This is a genomic window from Streptomyces sp. NPDC006326, assembly GCF_040612915.1.
Taxonomy (GTDB): domain Bacteria; phylum Actinomycetota; class Actinomycetes; order Streptomycetales; family Streptomycetaceae; genus Streptomyces.
In genome coordinates, this window is record NZ_JBEXRC010000002.1 from 142,446 (window position 1) to 163,492 (window position 21,047).

General features: G+C 71.5%; 17 protein-coding genes. 10 read left to right on the forward strand and 7 right to left on the reverse strand.

The window, feature by feature from the left end; translation table 11 throughout:
* Positions 1–5 precede the first annotated feature (5 nt).
* The 4 genes from efeB to ABZ128_RS02375 all read left to right on the forward strand — a co-directional run bounded on the left by efeB (position 6) and on the right by ABZ128_RS02375 (position 4,875).
* Positions 6–1,280 carry an iron uptake transporter deferrochelatase/peroxidase subunit gene (gene efeB, locus ABZ128_RS02360; protein ID WP_356845583.1) on the forward strand — a complete coding sequence of 425 codons (1,275 nt, stop codon included), beginning with the start codon at positions 6–8 and terminating at the stop codon, positions 1,278–1,280.
* Positions 1,281–1,325: 45 nt separating this feature from the next.
* Complete coding sequence (gene pheA / locus ABZ128_RS02365; protein WP_356845584.1) at positions 1,326–2,261, forward strand: prephenate dehydratase; 936 nt, start codon at positions 1,326–1,328, stop codon at positions 2,259–2,261.
* Between the two features lie 527 nt (positions 2,262–2,788).
* Positions 2,789–4,066, forward strand: coding sequence for a serine--tRNA ligase (gene serS / locus ABZ128_RS02370; RefSeq protein ID WP_356845585.1), 1,278 nt, complete (start codon positions 2,789–2,791; stop codon positions 4,064–4,066).
* The gene (locus ABZ128_RS02375; RefSeq protein WP_356845586.1) at positions 4,063–4,875 is read left to right on the forward strand and encodes an HAD family hydrolase; all 813 of its coding nucleotides are present in this window, start codon (positions 4,063–4,065) and stop codon (positions 4,873–4,875) included. The genes serS and ABZ128_RS02375 overlap by 4 nt, the downstream gene beginning before the upstream one ends.
* 123 nt (positions 4,876–4,998) lie before the next feature.
* Here ABZ128_RS02375 and ABZ128_RS02380 read toward each other — a convergent pair whose 3' ends face one another.
* The 5 genes from ABZ128_RS02380 to ABZ128_RS02400 form a co-directional block, all read right to left on the reverse strand.
* On the reverse strand, positions 4,999–5,646 hold the full coding sequence (locus tag ABZ128_RS02380) for a rhomboid-like protein (RefSeq protein WP_356845587.1): 648 nt from the start codon (positions 5,644–5,646) through the stop codon (positions 4,999–5,001).
* Between the two features lie 84 nt (positions 5,647–5,730).
* Positions 5,731–6,450 carry an ABC transporter permease gene (locus ABZ128_RS02385; protein WP_356845588.1) on the reverse strand — a complete coding sequence of 240 codons (720 nt, stop codon included), beginning with the start codon at positions 6,448–6,450 and terminating at the stop codon, positions 5,731–5,733.
* Positions 6,451–6,464: 14 nt separating this feature from the next.
* Positions 6,465–7,376 (reverse strand): ABC transporter ATP-binding protein, encoded by a 912-nt coding sequence (locus ABZ128_RS02390; RefSeq protein ID WP_356845589.1) that lies wholly within the window; start codon positions 7,374–7,376, stop codon positions 6,465–6,467.
* Positions 7,373–8,260 carry an ABC transporter permease gene (locus ABZ128_RS02395; protein WP_356845590.1) on the reverse strand — a complete coding sequence of 296 codons (888 nt, stop codon included), beginning with the start codon at positions 8,258–8,260 and terminating at the stop codon, positions 7,373–7,375. Before ABZ128_RS02395 ends, ABZ128_RS02390 begins: the two co-directional genes overlap by 4 nt.
* The gene (locus tag ABZ128_RS02400) at positions 8,250–9,227 is read right to left on the reverse strand and encodes an ABC transporter ATP-binding protein (protein WP_356845591.1); all 978 of its coding nucleotides are present in this window, start codon (positions 9,225–9,227) and stop codon (positions 8,250–8,252) included. The genes ABZ128_RS02395 and ABZ128_RS02400 overlap by 11 nt, the downstream gene beginning before the upstream one ends.
* A 276-nt stretch (positions 9,228–9,503) precedes the next feature.
* Between ABZ128_RS02400 and ABZ128_RS02405 the strand changes: the two genes are divergently transcribed.
* The 3 genes from ABZ128_RS02405 (at position 9,504) to ABZ128_RS02415 (ending at position 13,362) form a co-directional block, all read left to right on the forward strand.
* The gene (locus tag ABZ128_RS02405; protein ID WP_356845592.1) at positions 9,504–10,361 is read left to right on the forward strand and encodes a M24 family metallopeptidase; all 858 of its coding nucleotides are present in this window, start codon (positions 9,504–9,506) and stop codon (positions 10,359–10,361) included.
* On the forward strand, positions 10,358–12,166 hold the full coding sequence (locus ABZ128_RS02410) for an SDR family oxidoreductase (protein ID WP_356845593.1): 1,809 nt from the start codon (positions 10,358–10,360) through the stop codon (positions 12,164–12,166). Before ABZ128_RS02405 ends, ABZ128_RS02410 begins: the two co-directional genes overlap by 4 nt.
* 281 nt (positions 12,167–12,447) lie before the next feature.
* Positions 12,448–13,362: a MerR family transcriptional regulator gene (locus ABZ128_RS02415; protein WP_356845594.1), complete on the forward strand. Its 915-nt coding sequence runs from the start codon at positions 12,448–12,450 to the stop codon at positions 13,360–13,362.
* Between the two features lie 104 nt (positions 13,363–13,466).
* On the opposite strand, the gene ABZ128_RS02420 is transcribed toward ABZ128_RS02415, so the two are convergent.
* Complete coding sequence (locus ABZ128_RS02420; protein ID WP_356845595.1) at positions 13,467–14,234, reverse strand: aquaporin; 768 nt, start codon at positions 14,232–14,234, stop codon at positions 13,467–13,469.
* A gap of 133 nt (positions 14,235–14,367) precedes the next feature.
* On the opposite strand from ABZ128_RS02420, the gene ABZ128_RS02425 reads away from it, so the two are divergent.
* From ABZ128_RS02425 to ABZ128_RS02435, 3 genes are all read left to right on the forward strand, one after another.
* Positions 14,368–14,907 (forward strand): RNA 2'-phosphotransferase, encoded by a 540-nt coding sequence (locus ABZ128_RS02425; protein ID WP_356845596.1) that lies wholly within the window; start codon positions 14,368–14,370, stop codon positions 14,905–14,907.
* Between the two features lie 141 nt (positions 14,908–15,048).
* The gene (locus ABZ128_RS02430) at positions 15,049–16,947 is read left to right on the forward strand and encodes an HSP90 family protein (protein ID WP_356845597.1); all 1,899 of its coding nucleotides are present in this window, start codon (positions 15,049–15,051) and stop codon (positions 16,945–16,947) included.
* The gene (locus tag ABZ128_RS02435) at positions 16,944–19,946 is read left to right on the forward strand and encodes a tetratricopeptide repeat protein (protein ID WP_356845598.1); all 3,003 of its coding nucleotides are present in this window, start codon (positions 16,944–16,946) and stop codon (positions 19,944–19,946) included. Before ABZ128_RS02430 ends, ABZ128_RS02435 begins: the two co-directional genes overlap by 4 nt.
* A gap of 78 nt (positions 19,947–20,024) precedes the next feature.
* Here the strand turns inward: ABZ128_RS02435 and ABZ128_RS02440 are convergent, their stop codons facing one another.
* Positions 20,025–20,930 (reverse strand): LLM class flavin-dependent oxidoreductase, encoded by a 906-nt coding sequence (locus tag ABZ128_RS02440; protein WP_356845599.1) that lies wholly within the window; start codon positions 20,928–20,930, stop codon positions 20,025–20,027.
* Positions 20,931–21,047: the final 117 nt, after the last annotated feature.

Below are 21,047 nucleotides of genomic sequence, written 5' to 3' on the forward strand. Positions count from 1 at the left end.
CCCGCGTGACCGAGACCCCCGACATCGAGATCTCCCGCCGTCGACTGCTGGGCACCGTCGGCGCCGCGGGTGCGGCCGGGCTTGCGCTCGGCGCCACCGGCGGAGCCCTGGTGCACTCCGCGCTGGCCGACTCCGCGGACGGAGCCGCCGGTCCGTCCGGATCCCTCGCCTCCCTGGGCGCCACCCAGGTCGCCTTCGAGGGCGGCGGCCACCAGGCGGGAATCACCACTCCGCTGCAGGCCAAGGGGCACGTCCTCGCCTTCGACCTTGCGCCCGGCGCCGGGCGCAAGGAGGCCGCCGCCCTGATGCGCCGCTGGTCCGACACCGCCCGGCGGCTCATGGCGGGAGAGACCGCGCCGACGGCCGACTCCGGCATCGCCCTGGACGCCGGGCCGTCCTCCCTCACCATCACCTTCGGCTTCGGCCATTCCTTCTTCGACCGCACCGGCCTGGCCGACCGCCGCCCCACTGCCCTCGACCCGCTGCCGGACTTCTCGTCCGACCGGCTCGACGCCCAGCGCAGCAACGGCGACCTGTGGGTCCAGATCGGCGCCGACGACGGCCTGGTCGCCTTCCACGCCCTGCGCGCCCTCCAGAAGGACGCCGGTGAGGCGGCCCGGGTCCGGTGGCAGATGAACGGCTTCAACCGGACCCCCGGAGCCACCGCCACGGCGATGACCGCCCGCAACCTCATGGGCCAGGTCGACGGCACCGGCAACCCGAAGCCTTCGGAGCCCGACTTCGACCGGCGGATCTTCGTACCCGCTGCCGGACCCGGGCCGGCCGCACACGCCTGGATGGGCGGGGGCTCGTACGCCGTGGTGCGGCGCATCCGGATGCTCCTCGACGACTGGGACAAGCAGTCCGTCGCCCAGCAGGAGCAGGTCATCGGACGGACCAAGGCCACCGGTGCGCCGCTCACGGGCGGCATCGAGACCACGAAGTTGCAGCTCGACAAGATCGGCCCCGACGGCAAGCCGGTCATTCCCTCCAACGCGCACGCCCGGATCTCGGCCCCCGAGCAGAACGGCGGGGCGGCGATGCTCCGCCGCCCGTTCTCCTTCCACGACGGGATCGCCGCGGACGGCACCCCCGACGCCGGTCTCCTCTTCATCTGCTGGCAGGCCGATCCGCTGCGCGGTTTCGTCCCCGTCCAGCGCAAGCTCGACCGGGGAGACGCCTTGTCGCAGTTCATCCGGCACGAGTCCAGTGGGCTGTACGCGGTCCCGGCCGGCCCCCGCGCCGGGGAGTACGTGGGTCAGCGGCTGCTCGACGGATGACGGACACCGCCGCCGCGGTCCGCGCAGCGGCATTACGCTGATCGCATGTCAGCCACCCGCTTCACCTATCTCGGTCCCGAGGGCACCTTCACCGAGGCCGCCCTGCGCACCCTGCCGGAAGCCGCGACCCGGGAGCTCGTCCCGATGGTGTCGGTCCCGGCCGCCCTGGACGCCGTGCGCAACGGCGAGGCGGCCGCCGCCCTGGTGCCGATCGAGAACTCGGTGGAGGGCGGCGTCACGGCCACCCTGGACGAGCTGGCGTCCGGGGAACCGCTGATGATCTACCGCGAGGTGCTGCTGCCCATCGCCTTCGCGCTGCTCGTGCGGCCGGGGACCCACCTGTCGGACGTCAAGACCGTCACCGGGCACCCGGTCGCCCAGCCGCAGGTGCGCAACTGGCTGCGGGCGAACCTGCCCGACGCGGTGTGGGAGTCGGCGGCCTCCAATGCCGACGGTGCCCGGCTGGTGCAGGAAGGCCGTTTCGACGCCGCCTTCGCGGGCGAGTTCGCGGCCGCCACATATGGGCTCGTCCCGCTGGTCACCGAGATCCACGACGCGCAGAACGCCGAGACGCGCTTCGTGCTCGTCGGCCGGCCTGCCCGGCCCGCCGCGCCGACCGGTGCCGACAAGACCTCGGTCGTGCTGTGGCTGGGCGACGACCACCCCGGTGCGCTGCTGGAACTGCTCCAGGAGTTCGCCGTCCGCGGGGTCAACCTGATGCTGATCCAGTCCCGGCCGACCGGCGAGGGCATCGGGAACTACTGCTTCGCGGTGGACGCCGAGGGCCACATTTCGGACCGGCGTGTGAGCGAGGCGCTCATGGGGCTCAAGCGGACCTGTCCCCAGGTGCGCTTCCTCGGTTCCTATCCCCGCGCGGGGGTCGCTCAGGGTGACGTCCGTCATCCACGGCCGGGAACTTCGGACGCAGACTTCACGGCCGCTTCCGACTGGCTGACGCGGTGCCTCGACGGTCGGCCGTAGTTTTCCCCAGCCCTGTCCACAGAGTTATCCACAGGACGAGATGGGGACCTGTGGACTAGTCGACACTCCAGACCGGCAAGGTCGACAAATCGGTCGGGCGGCTCGGGTTTCGCGCTGGAGAGCGGAAGGTGAACGGCGTCACCTCGGCATCCACGACCAACTCTTTGGAGCGAGCCATTCCCACCCGAATGAGTGTGTGAGGGTGGTTTGAACCCTGATTCTTCCTGAACGACTCACGGTCGGGATTGATCTCTTTGCGTGTCCACAGATCCGGCACACAGCCTGTGGATAAACTGCCCCGGGCGGCAATTCCTGTGGACAAGGCAGCCCTCCGCCCCTGTTCAGGAGCTGACCGGCGGAGGACGATGTGCCCCTTTTCGGGGAATGGGCCGCCTTTGTTGACCGCGTGGGGAGGGTCGGTTCCGGCCCACTCCCGCACAGTTTTCCATTCACGGCAATTGGGGCATAGTGACACGCAGCGTTATATCGATGTGAGCCCGCGAAGCCCAGCCCGGTAGCCTGGAGGGGTGATTGACCTTCGGCTGCTCCGTGAAGACCCTGACCGTGTCCGCGCCTCGCAGCGCGCCCGTGGAGAGGACGTCGAACTCGTCGACGCACTGCTCTCCGCCGACGAGCGCCGCAGGTCCTCCGGCATGCGCTTCGACGAACTGCGCAATGAGCAGAAGTCGCTCGGCAAGCTCATCCCCAAGGCCTCCCCGGAGGAGCGGGCGGAGCTGCTGAAGAGGGCCGAGCAGCTCAAGGCGGACGTCAAGGCCGCCGAAGCCGAGCAGAACGAGGCGGACGAGGCGGCCAAGCAGCTGCTGCTCCAGCTCGGCAACATCGTCCACGAGGACGTGCCCGTCGGCGGCGAGGAGGACTTCACCGTCCTGGAGACGCACGGCACGATCCGCGACTTCGCCGCCGAGGGCTTCGAGCCCAAGGACCACCTGGAGCTCGGCGAGATGCTGGGCGCCATCGACGTCGAGCGCGGCGCCAAGGTGTCGGGCTCGCGCTTCTACTACCTGACCGGTGTCGGGGCCCTGCTGGAACTGGCGCTGGTCAACGCGGCCATCGCGCAGGCCACCGAAGCCGGTTTCGTCCCGATGCTGACCCCCGCGCTGGTCCGCCCGCGCGCCATGGAGGGCACCGGCTTCCTCGGCCAGGCGGCGGAGAACGTGTACCACCTGGAGAAGGACGACTACTACCTGGTCGGCACCTCCGAGGTCCCGCTCGCCGCGTACCACATGGACGAGATCATCGACGCCGACAAGCTGCCCCTGCGGTACGCCGGCTTCTCACCGTGCTTCCGCCGCGAGGCCGGCACCTACGGCAAGGACACCCGCGGCATCTTCCGCGTGCACCAGTTCGACAAGGTCGAGATGTTCTCGTACGTCGCGCCGGAGGACGCCGAGGCCGAGCACGCGCGTCTGCTCGCCTGGGAGAAGCAGTGGCTGACCAGCCTGGAGCTGCCGTTCCAGGTGATCGACGTCGCCACCGGTGACCTGGGTGCCTCCGCCTCGCGCAAGTTCGACTGCGAGGCGTGGATCCCGACGCAGGGCAAGTACCGCGAGCTGACCTCCGCATCGAACTGTGACGGCTTCCAGGCGCGCCGCCTGTCGATCCGCTACCGCGACGGCAAGAAGACCGCTCCGCTCTCCACGCTGAACGGCACCCTGTGCGCCGTTCCGCGCACGATCGTCGCCATCCTGGAGAACCACCAGCAGGCCGACGGTTCGGTTCGGGTGCCCGCGGTGCTCCGCCCGTACCTGGGTGGCCGCGAGGTCCTGGAGCCGATCACCAAGTGAGCCCGGCCCCGTTCCCGTACAAGCTCGTCGCGACCGATCTCGACGGCACGCTGCTGCGTGGCGACGACACCGTCTCGGAACGCACCCGTGAAGCGCTCGCCGCGGCCACCGCGGCGGGCGCGGCGCACATCATCGTCACCGGCCGGGCCGTGCCCTGGACCCGGGGCGTGCTGGACGATCTCGGCTACAAGGGCATCGCGGTGTGCGGGCAGGGCGCGCAGATCTACGACGCGGGAGCCCACCGGCTGCTGACCTCGGTCACGCTGGACCGGCAGCTGGCCGGCCTCGCGCTGTCGAAGATCGAGGCCGAGGTGGGGCCGCTCGCGCTGGCGGCCAGCCGGGACGGACTGGACGGCGACGTGCTCTTCGGACCCGGCTACCAGGTCCAGGAGGGCCTCCCGGCCGTCTACCTGGAGGACACGGCGGCCGTCTGGACGGCTCCGCTGACCAAGCTGTACATCCAGCACCCCGAACTGGACGACGACACCCTGGTCAAGGCGGCCCGGGAGACCGTGGGGGCCCTGGTCGACATCGTCATGGCCGGTCCGGGCATCGTGGAGATACTCCCCCTGGGTCTGACGAAGGCGACCGGCCTGTCGCTGGCCGCACGCCGGCTGGGCGTGAAGGCGGCGGAGACGATCGCGTTCGGGGACATGCCCAACGACATCCCGATGTTCGGCTGGGCGGGGCACGGAGTGGCCATGGCCAATGCCCATGCGGAGCTGAAGGCGGTGGCCGACGAGATGACGACCTCACACGAGGAGGACGGCATCGCGGTGGTGCTGGAGCGCCTGCTGGGGGCCGCGTAGGACCTGACGAGGCGTCCGGGACAGCCCGCGCCGCACGGCGCGCTCGAAGTGGCTGCCCCGGACCCTTGTTACTCCCCGCACGGATCACTCTGCCCCGGGCGGAAGTGCCGTACCAGCGAATTTTCATGTTTCACGTGAAACATCGACCGGGTGCGGGTGCCGGGTCAGCGGCCAGGCGAGCAGGCCGACGGCGAGTGAGATCGCATGCCCGAGGTCGGTGAAATTGCCGCCAGTGAAGAGCGGGATCCCGAAGAAGGCGACCACCCCGGCCAGGTAGAACCAGCGCAAGGGGTGGGGGAGCCGGTAGGTGAGGACGCCGATGGACGCGGCGAGCCCGTAACTCACACCGACGTCGACGACGTGGACCATGCTGTGCGGGGCGCGGTGGTCCTCGATGGCCATCAGGACGACCTTCTGGCTGACCAGGGTGGCCGTGATGTGCGCCGTCGCGACGATGGCGAGCCAGCGCAGGGTGCCGAGCCAGCGTTCCACGGGGGCGTGGAAGAGCTCGAAGAGGACGGCGTAGAGGGCGAGCGAGGACGGGTTCTCGATCCAGAACGCGCTGGAGACCAGGGCCCGTACGGGATGCCTGGTGAGCTCGTGGATATTGCTGCTGTGCCGGTGCAGCAGGACGTGTTCGACGCGGTCGGGGGCTATCACCACGATGAGGCTGGTGACGGCGATGACGAGCAGCCATATGTGCGTTCCGGGCGAGGAGCGTATCCAGGCCCGCACGGGCCTGGACGGCTCGGGCTCGGCGTGCTCGACCATGCACTGATGATGCCCCGTACGACGGTGCCCCGCCTGGCCGGTGGGCCGGGCGGGGCACGGTTCGTGGAGTCGGCGCGGCGGGGTCTACTCCTCCCCGGCCAGAGTCAGGCGGCGCAGCTTCTGGCCGGCATAGACGGTGGCTCCGATGGTGACCGCGCAGAGCAGGACGACGGCGGTGGGCAGCGCGACGGTGGCGTCGACATAGCCCTCGCCGGCGATCTTCTCGGCGAGCGCCAGCGCCCACTGCTGGACGCTGAGGGTCTTCGCTCCGGTGACCAGGCTCCCGAAGAGGGACTCCCAGATCAGGGCGTAGACCAGGCCGAAGACAACGGCATGCCGGCTGACGGTGCCCAGCAGCAGGAACATGGCGCTGTAGGCGATCGAGGCGACGAGCGCGGCGACGGTGTAGGCGACGGCGATCTGCTGGCCGTTGCCGTTGAGGATGAAGCCGGCGATCAGTGTGGGGATCGCGGAGAAGGCCATGGTGACCGCGATCGCGACGATCAGTTTCGTCATGATGATCGTCGGCCGCTTTACCGGCTTGGAGAGCAGGTAGACGATCGAGCCGTCGTCGATCTCCGGGCCGATGGCTCCGGTCCCGGCGATGACTCCGATCAGCGGGACCATGGTCGCCAGGGCGAAGCCGCCCAGCAGGTCGGCGGCGACCTTGTCGTCGAGGCCCGTGAAGGCGCGGACGGCGAGGGAGATGACGATCAGCAGGGCCGGCAGCGCGAAGAGGATCAGAGCGCGACGACGGCCGAGCAGGGCGCGGTAGGTCAGCCGGGCCACGGTGGGGTTGTACATGGATGCCAGCTCCTTCAGGCCGCGACGAGGTAGGAGAAGACCGACTCAAGGGATTCGTCGGAGGGCGAAACGGTCAGGAGCCGGATGCCGTGGGCGCGCGCGACCCGGGGCAGCAGTTCGGTGAACCGGCCGAAGTCGACCGCCTGGATGCGCAGGGCGCCTTCCGTGACGTCGACCTCGATACCGGCGGTGGAGGGGTCGGCGATAAGGGCGGCGGCAAGGGCCCTGTCGTCGGAGGAGCGGACGAGGTAGCGGTGCGGGCGGTCCGTCATCAGGCGGCGGATCTTGCGGAAGTCACCGGAGGCGGCGTGCCGGCCGGCGACCACGACCTCGATGTGGGAGGCGAGCTGCTCGACCTCTTCGAGGATGTGCGAGGAGAACAGCACGGTGCGCCCCTCCTCGCCCATGCGGCGCAGCAGGTCCATGAGCTGCATGCGCTGGCGCGGGTCCATGCCGTTGAACGGTTCGTCCAGCAGGAGCACGGACGGGTCGTGGACGAGGGCCGAGGCCATCTTCACGCGCTGGCGCATGCCCTTGGAGTAGGTCGCGATCTTGCGGTCCTGCGCGTACTCCATCTCCACGGTGGCCAGGGCCCGCTGGGCCGCCGCCGCGTCGAGCCCGTGGAGTTCGGCGTTGGCGACCACGAACTCCCGCCCGGTGAGGAAGTCGTACATGGCCTCCCGCTCGGGGACCACGCCGATCTGCCGGTAGACCTGCTCGTTGCGCCAGATGGGCGCGCCGTCGAGGGTGACGGTGCCCGTGGAGGGGGCGAGGAAGCCGCCCATCATGTTGATGAGGGTGGACTTCCCGGCGCCGTTGGGCCCCAGCAGGCCGGTCACACCGGGGCCGATGCGCATGGTCACGTCGTTGACGGCGACGACGTTCCCGAACCAGCGGGAGGTGTGGTCGATGTCGATGATGGTCACAGCCCGGCCTTCCGGTAGCGGGCCATCAGGGCGGCGTAGGAGCCGGCGATGAGGGCGAGGACGACGAGCAGGTAGACGGAGCCGACCCCGGCCGAGGGGCCTTCGCCGCCGGGGAAGGCGGAGGTGGCGCCGAGGAACGCGGTCTGTACGCCGTCGATCAGGGTGATCGGCGAGAACAGGCCCATCCATTCGACGGCGCCCGTGGAACCGGTGTTGTAGGCGATGCCCTGGACCGCGGTCACCGCGCCGAACGGAATCAGGAGCAGGGCGATGATGGCGGCGACGCCGAAGCCCCGGCGCGGGGTGAGCGCGGCCATGACCAGGCCGAGGCCGGCGAAGAGGACGGACAGCAGCAGCACGGACACCAGTCCCTGGGCGAACCCCTTCGTCTGGTCCGCGAAGTCGAATTTCGCCAGCAGGGAGCCGATCCACATGATCAGCAGCGGTGTGGCGGTGAGGATGAACAGGGCCGAGGCCATCGCGGCGAACTTGGCGAGGACGTAGTCGACCCGCTCGATGGGGCGGGAGAAGTAGAGCGGCACGGTCTTGAACCGAAGGTCCCGGGAGACCGACTGCGGTGCCTGGGAGGCCAGGTAGAGGCCGATGACCATCTGGGTGGTCAGGGCGTACGTCGTGTACTTGATCGGCAGGTCGGTGGAGCCGGGCACCGCGATGGCGATGGCGACGATGATCAGCGCCGGGATGCACATGACCGCGAAGAGGATCATCGGGAGGACCTTGGACTTGGCGGACCGGCCGAGTCCGTAGGCCCCGCGCAGTGACTGCGAGAACAGCGAGGCGCGGGCGTAGGAGCGGCCGAGCCGGGCGCCCTCGTAGGACCGGTAGCCGATGTTGTGGATCTGGGTCGAGGTGTCAGGCGCCATCGGAACCGGCTCCCTTCTGCTGGTGGCGGTCGTGGTCGCGGAAGACCTCGGCGATGTGGTGACGGCGCTGCTCCATGCGGACCAGGCCGAGACCGAGGTCGGCGACGGTGTCGCGGACGGTGTCGTAGGTGTCCTCGCCGGTGGCCTCGACGAGCAGGATGTGGCCCGCTCCGGGCAGTCCCTGCTCCTCGCCCTCGTGGAGGGTGATGCCGGCCGCGGCCAGCGCCTTGCGCAGGGAAGCCGTCCCGTCGGGGTGGCTGTCGGAGTCGGTGACCTCGACGGCGAGGGTGGCGGTGGTCTGGGTGAAGTCGCTCGTGGAACTGGAGCGCAGCAGCTTGCCGCCGTCGACGACCACCACGTGGTCGCAGGTCCGCTCCAGTTCACCGAGCAGGTGGGAGGTGACCAGGACGGAGATGCCGAAGTCGGTGTAGACCCGGCGGATCAGGCCGAGCATCTCGTCGCGGCCGACGGGGTCGAGGCCGTTGGTCGGCTCGTCGAGCAGGACCAGCTGCGGGTCGTGGACGAGCGCCTGGGCGAGCTTGACGCGCTGCTTCATGCCGGTGGAGTAGCCGCCGATGGGGCGGTAGCGCTCCTCGTACAGCCCGACGTGGCGCAGGGTGTCGGCGGTCCGCTCGCGGGCGGCGGCCGGGGGGAGGCCGGACATGCGCGCCATGTGGACGACGAACTCGGTGGCCGAGACGTCGGGCGGCAGGCAGTCGTGCTCGGGCATGTAGCCGACGCGTTCGCGGATGGCGCTGCCGTGTGCGGCGACGTCGAGTCCGAGTACGGCGGCGCGGCCCTCGGTGGCGGGGGACAGTCCCAGCAGGATCTTGATCAGCGTGGACTTGCCGGCTCCGTTGGCGCCCACGAGGCCGGTCACTCCGGGCCCGATGTCCAGGGAGAGCCGGTCGATGGCGGTCACTCGGGGGTACCGCTTGCTCAGGCTTTCGGTCGCGATGACAGTCACGGCTTCGACGTTAGCGGTGCCGACGGAGCGGATCGTCAGACCTGGAGCGCCATCCCGTCTCCGCCTTGAGGACTACGGCCCCTGCCCCAAGGCTGACACCGGGGCTCGGCGGCGGCGGTGGGATGCCTCGGTCGCGGCGCCCCTCCCGCGCGGGAACGGGAACCGGCCAACTTTGTCCACAGGTCTGTGCACGGGCCTTGACGCGCCCTCCGGTCATTGTCACATTCATCAATGTCAACTTTCGGGCGCGTACGGCTCTATGGACGGACGGCTGGCATGGCTGGGGACACCAAGCAAGGCACCGCGCACCTCTCCGCCGAACTGCGCGGGTTCAGGGAAGTGCAGCGCCTGGCGTACGAGTGCGCGGAGACCGTTGCGGCGCAGCTGCGGCCGGGTGTGACCGAGCGCGAGGCCGCGCGGATGCAGCGCGAGTGGCTGCGGGAGCGCGGGGTGCGGGACTGGTTCCACCTGCCGTTCGCCTGGTTCGGGGACCGCACCGCCTTCACGGACTTCACGATCCCCCTCCAGTTCTTCCCGACGAACCGGAAGCTGGAGCCGGGCATGCCGTTCATCCTCGACATGGCGCCGGTCCACCGGGGGTACGCGGCCGACATCGGCTACTCGGGCAGCCTCGGGCTCAATCCGGTGCAGGACCGGCTGATGTCCGATCTGCGGCCCCACCGCGAGCTGATCCTGGAGCAGGTCCGCGAGCGCCGCCCGCTGCGGGAGATCTACGAGAACGTGGAGCGGCTGATGGTCCGGCAGGGCTATGCCAACCGGCACCGCGCGTATCCGTTCGGCGTGATCGCCCACAAGATCGGCCGCGTCAAGGAACGGCGCTGGGCCCCGACCGCCTTCGGTTTCGGCGTGCAGTCCCTGAAGGGGCTGGCGTCCGACGCCCTGCACGGACACCGCGAGGGCTGGTCCCCGCTGTGGAGTCCGTACCGCTTCTCGGACCATCCGCCGCAGCCGGGGCTGTGGGCGGTGGAGCCGCATCTGGGCTTCCGTGGAACCGGCGCGAAGTTCGAGGAGATCCTGGTGGTCACCGACTCCCGGGATCCCGAGGAGAGTGCGTACTGGCTGGACGACGATCTGCCGCACGTGCGGCGCTGGGCCGAGGAGACGACAGCATGAGCGGGACGGACAGGACCGGCGCCCACGGCGCGGCGGGCGGCGCAGGCCTCGCGGGGGCCCGTGAGCGCCGTGTGAGTACCGGTGGGGTCGAGTTGTGCGTCGCCGAACTCGGCAAGGCGGACCGGCCGACCGTGGTGCTGGTGCACGGGTACCCGGACAGCAAGGAGGTCTGGTCGGAGGTCGCGGAGCGGCTGGCCGGGCGGTTCCACGTGGTGCTCTACGACGTGCGCGGGCACGGTCGCTCGACGGCTCCGCAGCCGCTGCGCGGCGGATTCACGCTGGAGAAGCTGACCGACGACTTCCTCGCGGTCGCGGACGCCGTCAGTCCGGACCGCCCGGTGCACGTGGTCGGCCACGACTGGGGCTCGGTCCAGGGCTGGGAGTTCGCGACGGTCGCCCGTACCGAGGGCCGGATCGCCTCCTTCACCTCCATCTCCGGGCCCTCCCTCGACCACTTCGGACACTGGATCAAGAAGCGGATGACGCGTCCGACCCCGCGGCGGGCGGCGCAGCTGCTGGGCCAGGGCGCCAAGTCCTGGTACGTGTACATGCTGCACACGCCCGTCCTGCCGGAGCTCGCCTGGCGCGGCCCGCTCGGCAAGCGGTGGCCGCGGATCCTGGAGCGTGTGGAGAAGGTCCCGGCCGGCGACTACCCGACCGCTTCGCTGGGCTCGGACGCCGCCCGCGGGGCCTGGCTGTACCGCGACAACGTACGTCCGCGGCTGCGCAGGCCGCGCCCCGACGCCTACGCGCACGTACCGGTCCAGCTGATCACGCCGACCGGCGACGCCTTCCTGTCCGAGCGGCTCTACGACGACTTGGAGCGGTGGGCGCCGGACCTGGTGCGGCGCACCCTGTCCGCCAAGCACTGGGTGCCGCGGACCCGGCCCGACCAGCTGGCCGGATGGATCTCCGACTTCGTCACCGCCCGGGAGGACCCCGCCACCCGGGCCCCCGAGCACAAGGCTCCGGGCAGGTACGCCGACCGCTTCGCCGGCCGGCTGGTGCTCGTCACCGGGGCCGCCAGTGGCATCGGAAGGGCCACCGCCTTCGCCTTCGCCGAGGCGGGTGCCCGGGTGGTGTGCGTGGACCGGGACGCGGAGGGCGCGGCCCGTACGGCCGACATGGCGCGGCTCGTCGGCGCCCCCGAGGCCTGGGACGAGTGCGTGGACGTCAGCGACGAACAGGCGATGGAAAAGCTCGCGGCGAAGGTCGCCGACGCGTACGGAATCGTGGACGTGCTGGTCAACAATGCCGGGATCGGCCTGTCGGGGCCCTTCCTGGAGACCACCTCGGAGGACTGGCGCAAGGTCCTCGACGTCAACCTGTGGGGTGTCATCCACGGCTGCCGCGTCTTCGGGAAGCAGATGGCCGACCGCGGGCAGGGCGGGCACATCGTCAACACCGCCTCCGCCGCCGCCTATCTGCCGTCCAGGACGCTGCCTGCGTACAGCACCACGAAGGCCGCGGTGCTGATGCTGTCGCAGTGCCTGCGCGCCGAGCTGGCGGGGAAGTCCATCGGGGTCTCGGCCATATGTCCGGGCATCGTCAACACCAACATCACCGCCACCTCGCGTTTCGCCGGGGTGGACGCGGCGGAGGAGAAGCGCCGCCAGGAGCGCTCCTCACGGCTGTACGGGCTGCGCAACTTCCCGCCGGAGAAGGTGGCCGACGCCATCCTGCGGGCGGTGGTGCGCAACGAGGCGGTGGTGCCGGTGACCCCGGAGTCCAAGGGCGCCCTGTGGATGTCCCGGTTCGCGCCCGCCGCCCTGCGGCGGCTGGCACGGCTGGAGCCCCGGCTGTGACCTCGTACGGGCGCGGCGCCGCGGACCTGTCGGGGCCGGGGTACCGGCCCCGGCCCGGACGCCGGCAGGGACCCCTCCGCGGACACCTCGGCAGACGCCTCCGCGGAGGCCGGCACTGAGAGAGGGCGGCACGGCCATACCGGGCTTCTTCCGGCGGTCGTACCATCCCTCGCAGAAGGGCTCGCTGCCGCGCAGGGGCGGCCGCCCGCCGTGCGGCTCCACCGGCCGCCCGGGCCGCCGCGGGCGCGGTCGGCCCACCGCCATGTCGTAGGGAGCCCGGATTGTCAGACCAGGCAGGAGCCGAGTACCGGATCGAGGATCTCGCACACCACAGCGGGGCCACGGTGCGCACGATCCGGGCGTACCAGGACCGCGGTCTGCTGCCGAAGCCGGAGCGCCGCGGCCGCTCCAACGTCTACCGGGACACGCATCTGGCGCGCCTGCGCCAGATCGCCGACCTGCTGGACCGCGGCTACACGCTGGCCTCCATCAAGGAGTTGCTGGAGGCCTGGGACGCGGGGCGCGGTCTGGGCGGCGTCCTCGGGCTGGTCGCCGAGGTGCACGGGCCGTGGACGGACGAGGAGGCGGCCAGGATCAGCCGGGCCGAGCTGAACGAGCGCTTCGGCGGCAGGCCGGACGACGAAGCGGTGGGCGAGGCCTGCGAGCTCGGGGTGCTGGAGCGGATCCCGGGGCGCCCGGACGAGTTCCTGGTGCCGTCTCCGCAGGAGTTGGCCGTGGCAGCCGAGCTGTACGCGGCCGGGGTGCCGCTGCCGGCGATCACCGGCCACCTGCGGGAGCTGCGCGGGCAGGTGGAGCACATAGCCTCGCGGTTCCTGGAGTTCACGACCGAGCACGTCTTCGCCCGCTACCTGGAGCAGGTGCCGCCGACGGACGCGGACGCGGCGGAGGCGGCGACGATGGTACGGAGACTGCGGCCCCTGGCGCAGCAGACGGTCGATGCCGAGCTGGCGCGGGCGATGCGGCTGTTCGCGACCCGGCACCTGCAGCGCCATCTGGGGGCGGTCGGTGCCCCACAGCCGTCGGGGCCCGCGGCGGTGGCGCTCCCGGCCGAGACGGTGCGCGCGGTGCAGGAGCTGGTCGGCGCCGAGCACGTGGGGGAGTTCGTCCGGGCCGCGACGGAGCGGGAGCTCCAGGCCCGGACGATGAACGAGCTGGCCCGCCGGGGCGGGTGCTAGATCCCGGTCGGTAGTCCACAGGGTAGATCACCCGTTTGCCGTCAAAACCCACCCAACCGGCTGTGGACAAGTCGGGGAAGCCTGTGGGCAACCCGGTGGACAACTCAACCGATGGCCTCGTACGAGGCGTTCGCGGAAGCGGCGGTACCAGCCGTCACCACCACGGCCCTCGGCCCATTCACCCCGCGGCGGGCGCTGCCGTAGAGCAGGGCGGCGAGGGTGAGGCCGACGACCGCGCCGACCAGCTGGGCGGCGACGAACCCGGGCAGCGACTGCGGGGCGATACCGGTGAAGGAGTCGCTGAAGGCGCGCCCGACGGTACCGGCCGGGTTCGCGAAGGAGCCCGACGAGGTGAACCAGATCGCCGAGGCGATGTACGCGGCGACCGCGGCCGGGATCAGCCGGGGGCGTCCGATGCGCTCCAGGCCCTGGATGACGAGGACGAGCCCAGCGGTGGCGACGACCTCGCCGATGAGCAGGTGGCCGCCGCCGCGGATCTGGGTCGAGAAGCCGCCGGGGAGGCGCCCGAACATGGCTTCGGCGAGGACGGCGCCCCCGATCGCACCGGCGGTCTGCGCGGTGGTGTAGACGAGGGCCTCCCGGCCGCCGAGCCCGGAGCCGCCGGTGCGCCGGGCCCACCAGGAGGTGAGGGTGACGACCGGGTTGAGGTGGGCTCCGGAGAGCGGGCCGAGCAGGGTGATGATCAGCCCGAGGCCGATGGCGGAGGCGAGCGAGTTGGCGACAAGGGCCACTCCGGTGTCACGACTGAGGCCCTCGGCCTGGATACCGGAACCGATCACCACCACGAGGAGGCCGGCCGTGCCGACGAGCTCGGCGACGGCGCGGCGCGGCAGAGAAGCGTGGATTGTCATGGGTTCTCCCCCTGGGAAAAGTGTGTAATGGAAAATGTATTTCGTATCTCGGAAGGGCGGTAGAGGTCCGCCCGGCTCCGGCCGTGGTGAAAATGCGCTGCTCGCACCGCCTCACACCCGGCAAGCTGGGGACATGGACGACAAGCGCACCGTGAAGGTGTCCAAATACGTCTCGAAACACCTCCGCCATCAGCCGGAACGCATCGGACTGGTGCTCGATGACCACGGCTGGGTGGAGATCGACGACCTGCTGGGCGCGGCCGCCGCCCACGGCTTCCCCTTCAGCCGGGCCGAGCTCGACCATGTGGTCGCCACCAACGACAAGCAGCGGTTCGCCGTCGAAGGCAGCCGCATCCGGGCCAGCCAGGGCCACACCGTTCCCGTCGATCTGGGACTCGCGGAGGCCGAGCCGCCGGCGTACCTCTACCACGGCACGGTCGCGGCAGCACTGGACGCGATCCGCACCGAAGGCCTGCGCCCCATGGCCCGCCACCACGTCCACCTCTCCCCCGACCGGGAGACGGCCACCCGTGTGGGCGCGCGGCGCGGACGGCCCGTCGTGCTCGCCGTGGACGCGGCGGCCATGCGCGCGGCCGGGCACGTGTTCCGGATCAGCGCCAACGGAGTGTGGCTCGTGGATGCCGTACCGCCGCGGTTCCTGCGGCTGCGCTGACCGCGGCCACGGAGCCGGAGGCGACGCAATTCGGGGAGATATTGTCAGATCATCGCCCTACTCTGTTCCTCATTCCGGGATCCGTGAGGGGGGGTACCTCGCGATCGCCGAACCCTTCACGTGCACGCGAGGTGACGCCCCATGACGTCCGCATCCCCTTCCCCTTCGTCTTCTTCCTCCCCGTCCCCCTCTTCCTCCCCGTCTCCCTCCAGCTTCCAGGTCGACCTGCGCGGCCTCGTCGACCTGCTCTCGCACCACCTCTACTCCAGCCCCCGCGTCTACGTCCGCGAGCTGCTCCAGAACGCCGTCGACGCCGTCACCGCCCGCCAGGCGGTCGACCCGCAGGCGCGGATCCGCATCCGCCTGTCGGCGGCCGGGGGCCGGGTGACCATCGAGGACAGCGGCATCGGCCTGACCGCCGCCGAGGCCCACTCCCTCCTCGCCACCATCGGCCGCAGCTCCAAGCGCGGCGACGACGGGGGCATCGAGGCCGGCGGCCTGGAGAACACCCGCCGCGAGTTCCTCGGCCAGTTCGGCATCGGGCTGCTCGCCTGCTTCGTCGTGGCCCGGCAGATCCGCGTCATCACCCGCTCCGCCCGCGACCCCCAGGCCGCGCCCGTCGAATGGCTGGCCACGGACGACGGCTCGTACACCGTGCGCGAGCTGCCGCACGGGGCGCGCCCCGAGGCCGGCACCACCGTCATCCTCCAGGCCCGTCCGGGAGCCGAGGAGTGGACCGCTCCGGCCAGGGTCGAGCAGCTCGCCCGCGACTACGGCGCCCTGCTCCCCTACGACATCACCTTCGACGAAGGCGAGGGCGGCGAGCCGCGCCCCCTCACCGACCGCCCGGCCGTGTGGGACCGCTCCTTCCCGACGCCCGCCGCCCGCCGCGTCGCGCTCGCGGGCCACTGCGCCCAGCTCTTCGGCTTCACTCCGCTCGACAGCATCGACCTCGACCTGCCCGTGGCCGGGGTGCGCGGCGTGGCCTACGTCCTTCCCGAGCCGACCAGTCCCGCCCACCGGGCCGGACACCGCGTCCACCTCAAGGGCATGCTCCTCACCGACCAGGCCGACAACCTGCTGCCGGACTGGGCGTTCTTCGTCCGGGCCGTGCTGGACACCGACACACTCCGGCCCACCGCCTCCCGCGAGAACCTGTACGACGACGAGACCCTGTCCGCCGTACGGGAGGCCCTCGGCGCCCGTATCCGGGCCTGGCTCGCGGAACTCGCCGCGAGCGAACCCGAGCGGCTGGCCGCGTTCCTGAGCGTCCACCACCTCGGCGTGAAGTCGCTGGCCCGGCACGACGCCGAGCTGCTCGGCCTGATGCTCCCCTGGCTGCCGTTCGAGACCAGCGACGGATCGATGAGCCTGCAGGAGTTCACCGCCGCCCACAGCGAGATCCACTTCACGCGCACCGTGGAGGAGTTCCGCCAGATCGCCCCGATCGCGGCGGCGCACGGCCTCGGCGTCATCAACGCCGGCTACACGTACGACGCCGACCTGCTCGCCCTGCTGCCCACGGTCCGCCCGGACCTGAAGGTCGCGGAGCTCGATGCCGGTGCCGTCACCGAGCGGCTCGACCCGGTCCCCACCTCCGCCGAACTGGCCCTGGCCCCCTTCCTGTCCACCGCCCGCACCCGCCTGGAGGCGCAGAGCTGCGATGTGGTGCTGCGCGCCTTCCAGCCCGTCTCCGTGCCGGCGCTCTACCTCGACGACCGCCAGGCCCGCCAGGAGCGTGACCGTACCGCTGCCCTGGACAGCGCCGACTCCCTGTGGAGCGGCATCCTCGGCGCGCTCCGCGGCTCGGCGCCGCGTGCCCGCCTCGTGCTCAACCACAACAACCCGCTGATCCGCCGGATCGCGGCACTCCCCGACGAGGCCCTCACCGGCACCGCGGTCGAATCCCTCTACGGGCAGGCGCTGCTGATGTCCCAGCGACCGCTGCGCCCGGCCGACTCCACCCTGCTCAACCGGGCCTTCCTCGGACTCCTGGAATGGGCGACCCACTCCACCGACTCCCCGGAGGGCCGGCAGTGACCATGCTGACGCGCGAGCAGATCGAACAGGGCCTTCACGAGAACCGCCGCTCGCCCAACGGCACGGCACGCAACGCGCACGCCGAGGCCCTGGTCGGAGCGGCGGAGGCGAGCGGCGACCAGGCGCTGTTCCGCGAAGCCCTGGACAACCTGATCAACGCCTACCTCTACAGCTCCGAGTCCCCGAAGATGCTGGTGCCCTTTGCCCGGCTGCTCCAGGAGTACGACAAGGACCCCGGCGCCTTCTCCGAATGGGAAGCCCACTCCCTGTTCTGGGAGTTCAAGTGGGTGGCCTCGGCCATCACGAACTCCCCGGAGATCCCGCTGGAGTCCGCCACCGGCTGGCTGGACGAGATGGAACGCCGCTACCGGATCGCGGGCTACAGCGAACGGCCGGTACGCGAGGCCGAACTGTGGCTCGCCGACGCCACCGGCGACGACGAGCGGGCCGAGCGGGCGCTGAACGCCTGGCTGGCCGCCGACCGGGACGACATGAGCGACTGCCACGCCTGCGAGCTCAACGGCCAAGGCCAGTACGCGGCCCTGCGCGGCGATGACGCCCGGGCCCTGGAGATGTGGCGGCCCGTGCTGTCGGGCGAACGGACCTGCGCCGAGGAGCCGCACCGGCTGCTCGGCACCTCCCTGCTGCCGCTGCTGCGGCTCGGCCGGTACGACGAGGCCCGTTCGAACCACCTGCGCGGCTACCGCATGGCCCGCGGCAACGAGAGCCTGCTGCCGACGATCGGCAGGCACATCGAGTTCTGCGCGCTGAGCGGCAACGAGTCGCGCGGCCTGGAGATCCTCGCCGACCACGCCGCCCACGTACGCCCCCTCGCCAACGCAGACGACCAGCGGGCCTTCCATGGCGGAATCCTCGTCCTGCTGCGCCGGCTCCGGGAACTGGGGCACGGCCAGAGCCCGGCCGTCCCGTACGAGGGCGTCCCGCACACGGTCTCCGAGCTGTACGAGGTGCTGCGCGCGGGCGTCCTCGACATCGCGCGGCGGTTCGACGCCCGAAACGGCACCACCCGCGTCTCGGACCGGCTGCTCGCCCGGATCGGGCGGGAGCCGCTGGTGGACGTGCTCCCGCTGGGCGTGCGCAGCACGGCCCTGCCGCAGGCGGAGCCCACGGTGGCCGTACCCCCGAGGACGGCCGCCCCGGCGGCTCCGGACACCGGGGACGGATTCGCGGCGCTGGTGGAGCGGGCCCGGCAGGCACGCGACCGGGGACACCCGGGCGCGGACGCCCTCTGGACCGAGGTCGCCGTACGGCTGGACGCGCAGCCGGACGGCGAGGCCGACGCCCTGGTCGCCGCGGATGTCGCGGACCACCGGGCCCTGACCGCCGCGCGCGGGGGAGCCGCGGACGCGGCCGACCTGCTGGCAGCGGTCCGGGACGGCTACCGGGCGCTCGGTCAGGCAGAGCGCGCCGCACTGGCGGAGCTGCGGCTGGCGACCCTGGCCGCGCAGTCCGGGACGGCCCCCGAACGGATGCGCGAACTGCTGCGGGTGGCCCGGCGGTCCGCAGAGGCGCTGGATGCGGACGAGCCGCTGCGCGCACGCCGGATCGCGCTGACCGAGCTGACCTCGCTCCGGGTGGAGTCGTACCTGCGCTCGGTGGAGGGAACCGAGGAGCACCACCACCACGGCCACGGGCACGGCCACGGCGCCGGGCACGACGCGCTTGCGGCCGAGCTCACCGGTTTCGTCGCCGCGTACGCACAGACCCTGCCGGACCTGGCCGCGGAGGCCGAGGAGATGCTGGGCCGGATCGGACTGTCGCAGGGCGACCCCGAACGGGCCGAACCGCTGCTGGCGGCGGCCGCGGCCCGTGCGGTGGCCGCCGGCCGGCCGTGGCAGGCGGTGGATCCACTGGTGCTGCGGGCCGGCGTCCTGATGTCCCTGGGCCGGATCGATGAAGCCCTGGAGGCGGCGCGTGCCGCGCTGGAGCACGCGGCCGAGGTCACCGATGCCGAGACCCACGGCATCGTACGGCTCACCCTCGCGGACATCCTGCTGCGCCGGCCGGACACGGCGCAGGAGGCGGACGAGCACGCGCTGGGCGCCGCGCACTGGTTCGACCAGGCCGGGCTGAGCGGCGCCGGCGGAGCGCAGGCCCGGCTGCTGCTGGCCCGTGCCCACGCGCGCAAGGGCCGCACCGCCGATGCTGCGGAAGTGCTGCAGTCGACGCTGCCCGATCTGCTGGAGCACGGCGAGGGACAGGCCGTGGCTGCCCGGGAGTTCCTCGGGGATCTGCTCCAGGAACTCGGTGACCCGCGGGCGGCGGCGGAGCAGTACCTGCTGGCGGCCGACGTGGCCGAGGGCTGGGAGGACCCGCGTCCACAGGCGAACCTCGCGCAGTCGGCCGCCGACCAGCTCTCCGCAGCCCAGCTGCACCGGGAAGCCGTCGCCGCGTACGAGCGGTCCCTGGAGCTGCACCGGATCACGGGGGACGCGCCCGTCGCCGAGGTGCGGATCCTGCGTTCCCTGGCCTGGCTCGAACTGCGCGAGGTGGTCGACGACGCCTCGGTCGCACGGGCGCGGACCCGGATGGACGAGGCCGCGGCCGTGCTGGACTCGGCGCTGGCCACCGCTCCGCAACGCCAGGACCTGCGCTCCGAGCTCGCCCAGACCTGGCAGCAGCTGGCGCAGGTGCTCGACCGGCTGGTGACCACGCGCGAGCAGACCGACGACGAGGAGGAGGGGGCGGATGCCGCCGCCCAGCGGCCCGGTGCCGCGCAGATCGAGGCACTGAGGCTGGAGGAGGTCGCTCTGTCCGAGCGGGCGGCCGGCATCTACGCGGAACTCGGGCCGGACCATCTGGGGGACCGGCTGCAGTGCCTGCAGTACGCCGCGTGGACCGAGGACGAGCTGGGCCGCTCGGAGGCGGGCGCCGCCCGGATGTCGGCACTGATCGACGAACTACGGGCCCTGCCCGAGGGAACCGTTGAACCCTTGCTGGAGCGTGCGCAGTACGTGCTGGACCAGCTCAGCTCCTGATCTCTGCGCTGCTCATGCCGGTGCCCCTGCCGCTGTGAAGCGGCAGGGGCACCGGCATTCACGCCCTGCGAAACCGGATCAGCCGGCCAGCTGCGCCAGGCCGTCGGTGGCGATCTTCTCGAAGACGCTCTCGTCGGCAGCGAAGTCGGAATCCGGGATGGGGGCGTGGATCACCAGCTCGGTGAAGCCCAGCTCCTGGTGGCGGCCTGCGAAGTCGACGAAGGCGTCCACGGACTCCAGCAGCGTGTTGCGCTCCGGGGTGAAGCCGGTCAGCAGGATCTTCTCCATCGGCTGCGGATCCCGGCCGATCTCGGCGAAGGCCTGGTGCAGCTTGGCGAGCTGGCCGCGCAGGGCTTCCAGCGACTGCTCGGGGGTGCCCTCCTCGAACAGCTTCGGGTCGCCGATGGTCACCCAGGCCTGGCCGTGGGCGGCGGCGAGCTTCAGACCGCGGGGCCCGGTTGCCGCGACCGCGAACGGCAGCCGCGGGCGCTGCACACAGCCGGGGATGTTGCGGGCCTCGTCGGCGGAGTAGAAGGTGCCGCGCTCGCTGACCGCCGGCTCGGTCAGCAGCCGGTCCAGCAGCGGCACGAACTCGGCGAAGCGGTCGGCGCGCTCCCGCGGAGTCCACGGATCCTGACCCAGGGCCGTCGCGTCGAACCCGTTGCCGCCGGCGCCGATGCCGAGCGTGACCCGCCCGCCGGAGATGTCGTCCAGGCTCATGAGCTCCTTGGCCAGGGTCACCGGGTGCCGGAAGTTCGGCGAGGTGACCAGCGTGCCCAGCCGCATCCGCTCGGTGGCGGCGGCCGCGGCCGTCAGGGTCGGGATCGCGCCAAACCAGGGCAGGTCACGGAAGGAGCGCCAGGACAGGTGGTCGTAGGTGTAGGCGGTGTGGAACCCAAGCCCCTCGGCTCGCACCCACTGGTCCCGGCCCCCCTCGCGCCACGGGCGTACGGGGAGGATCACAGTGCTCAGACGCAGACTCATGCGTTCGAGACTACGGCCCGCCGATGTTTCACGTGAAACATCGGAGCGTCTTCGTTTCACGTGAAACATCGCCACCGGGCGCACGGCCGGGACCGGGTCTGGTCGGGTGCTGCGGTG

What these genes read in the sequence shown, in the direction of transcription:
- ABZ128_RS02440 (WP_356845599.1), bottom strand. Translation starts at nt 20,930, where the DNA reads ATGAGTCTGCGTCTGAGCACTGTGATCCTCCCCGTACGCCCGTGGCGC.
- ABZ128_RS02425 (WP_356845596.1), top strand. Translation starts at nt 14,368, where the DNA reads ATGGACGACAAGCGCACCGTGAAGGTGTCCAAATACGTCTCGAAACAC.
- ABZ128_RS02410 (WP_356845593.1), top strand. Translation starts at nt 10,358, where the DNA reads ATGAGCGGGACGGACAGGACCGGCGCCCACGGCGCGGCGGGCGGCGCA.
- ABZ128_RS02395 (WP_356845590.1), bottom strand. Translation starts at nt 8,260, where the DNA reads ATGGCGCCTGACACCTCGACCCAGATCCACAACATCGGCTACCGGTCC.
- ABZ128_RS02405 (WP_356845592.1), top strand. Translation starts at nt 9,504, where the DNA reads ATGGCTGGGGACACCAAGCAAGGCACCGCGCACCTCTCCGCCGAACTG.
- ABZ128_RS02430 (WP_356845597.1), top strand. Translation starts at nt 15,049, where the DNA reads ATGACGTCCGCATCCCCTTCCCCTTCGTCTTCTTCCTCCCCGTCCCCC.
- ABZ128_RS02420 (WP_356845595.1), bottom strand. Translation starts at nt 14,234, where the DNA reads ATGACAATCCACGCTTCTCTGCCGCGCCGCGCCGTCGCCGAGCTCGTC.
- ABZ128_RS02380 (WP_356845587.1), bottom strand. Translation starts at nt 5,646, where the DNA reads ATGGTCGAGCACGCCGAGCCCGAGCCGTCCAGGCCCGTGCGGGCCTGG.
- pheA (WP_356845584.1), top strand. Translation starts at nt 1,326, where the DNA reads ATGTCAGCCACCCGCTTCACCTATCTCGGTCCCGAGGGCACCTTCACC.
- ABZ128_RS02385 (WP_356845588.1), bottom strand. Translation starts at nt 6,450, where the DNA reads ATGTACAACCCCACCGTGGCCCGGCTGACCTACCGCGCCCTGCTCGGC.